The sequence below is a fragment of the Moorena sp. SIO4E2 genome (assembly GCF_010671945.1).
Lineage (GTDB): Bacteria > Cyanobacteriota > Cyanobacteriia > Cyanobacteriales > Coleofasciculaceae > Moorena > Moorena producens.
In genome coordinates this window covers 1-2,026 of the sequence record NZ_JAAHIE010000989.1, presented here as the reverse complement: position 1 = coordinate 2,026, position 2,026 = coordinate 1, and the positions used below count along the sequence as shown (strand labels likewise).

Sequence of the window (2,026 nt, the reverse complement as noted above, 5' to 3'; positions counted from 1 at the left end):
AAAGCCTAGTTATTTCAAGTCAGTCCAAGACCGCTCGGTTTGTGGACACCGTTCATATGTTTGAACAGCCCAAGTATATCCAATTGAGCTAACTCTTAGGAAGAGGGTTTTAACCCTGTAGGTAAGCATTCAGCTGTCAGCCGTCAGCGAACAGCCGTCAGCTGAATGCTTACCCCTGTTGCGGTTAGGGCGTCTCTTCTTGCCTCGGAGATCCCCCGTGGGTCCCCCTTAAAAAAGGGGGACTTTGAGTATGGCTCCCCCCTTTTTTAAGGGGGGCTGGGGGGGATCATAATCTTGCAGAAAACTTTGAAAACACGCCCTAGCAACAGTAGTTCAAACTTGAAGGAAGGTGAAAAACCTAGTTTAACCCTTCCTTCAAGTTCGTTTTAGGAAGGATTTGTAGAAAACATTTGTACCAACAAACCGATAAAGAATTACTAAGATAACGGTTTTAATCCTAATAAAGTACACAATATTTTTTCCCTACTCCCGTCTTGATGCAGTCGCTCATGGGGGAAACCCCCAAGACCGCGCTGCATCGCTACTCCCTACTCCCTATTCCCTACTCCCTACTCCCTAAAATCAAGTACAAAAGTTACTCACCTTTTTGATAACTTCTATAACTAACACTCCCATCAAACCTCCTTATCAAAAACATGAATATTGCCGTAGTAGGTCTGAGCCATAAGACAGCACCGGTTGAAGTCAGAGAAAAACTGAGCATTCCAGAAGCCCAGTTAGAGACTGTGATGCCCCACTTATGTAGCTATCCTCATATTGAAGAGGTAGCGATACTGAGTACTTGTAATCGGTTGGAAGTTTATATAGTCACCACCGAAACTGATGCAGGAATTCGAGAATTGTGCCAGTTTCTGACAGAAAAAGCTGGCATTCCTCTAGCCAAGTTGCGCCCCCACCTATTTATTCTGTTGTATCATGATGCAGTCATGCACTTAATGCGGGTTGCTGGAGGTCTAGATAGCCTAGTCTTAGGAGAAGGGCAGATTCTAGCTCAGGTCAAAACCACCCATAAACTTGGTCAGCAACACAAGGGAATCGGACGTCTACTTAATAAACTGTTTAAACAAGCAATTACTGCCGGTAAGCGAGTTCGCACGGAAACCAGTATTGGCACTGGGGCGGTCTCCATTAGCTCAGCAGCGGTAGAGTTAGCTCAGCAGAAGGTAGAAACCCTTTATGGCACCTCTTTGACCCCCTATAAAATAGCAATTATCGGTGCTGGTAAGATGTCTCGCTTACTGGTGAAACATCTGCTGGCCAAAGGTGCCGTAGATATCTCAATTCTGAATCGTTCCACCAAACGGGCTGAAGAGTTAGCGAAAGCGTTTCCCAAAGCGGATCTAAAACTCCATTCCTTGTCAGATATGATGAGAGTGGTTGCCCAGTCAGATATCGTATTTACTAGCACTGGTGCCACGGAACCACTCCTGACTCGCTCGAATTTAGAAGGAGTGTTGCAGACAAACCATTCCTTAATGCTAATTGATATTTCTGTGCCTCGTAATGTGGCAGCTGATGTTGATGAGTTAGAGACTGTCCACTCATTCAATGTGGATGACTTAAAAGCAGTGGTAGCACAGAATCAAGAAAGCCGTCGTAAGATGGCGATGGAAGCACAAGAACTCTTGGAAGAAGATGTGGCAGCCTTTGACATCTGGTGGCGTTCCCTCGAAACCGTTTCTACCATTAGTAGCTTGCGCAGCAAGGTCGAAACAATTCGTGAGCAAGAGCTAGAGAAAGCCCTATCCCGTCTCGGGTCAGAATTTGCCGAAAAACATCAAGAAGTGATCGAAGCCCTAACCAGAGGGATTGTTAACAAAATCCTTCATGACCCGATGGTGCAATTACGAGCACAGCAAGATATTGAAACTCGACGGCTGGCCATGGAATCGTTACAAATGCTATTCAATCTAGATACTGGCGAGCAATTTAGCAGTTAGCAAAAACTTGTAGGGTGGGCAAAAACAGTTTGGTTCAAATGTTTATTATAGTACACAGAACGTTG

The 2,026-nt window shown here is 45.1% G+C and carries 1 protein-coding gene; it reads left to right on the top strand.

Features of this window, described 5'->3' with window-relative positions; all coding sequences use genetic code 11:
- Positions 1–656 precede the first annotated feature (656 nt).
- Positions 657–1,961: a glutamyl-tRNA reductase gene (locus F6K37_RS39790; protein WP_287256779.1), complete on the top strand. Its 1,305-nt coding sequence runs from the start codon at positions 657–659 to the stop codon at positions 1,959–1,961.
- The last annotated feature ends 65 nt before the right edge of the window (positions 1,962–2,026 follow it).

Bases quoted from the DNA above. Each gene is read 5' to 3' on its own strand.
- F6K37_RS39790 (WP_287256779.1), top strand. From the start codon at position 657: ATGAATATTGCCGTAGTAGGTCTGAGCCATAAGACAGCACCGGTTGAA.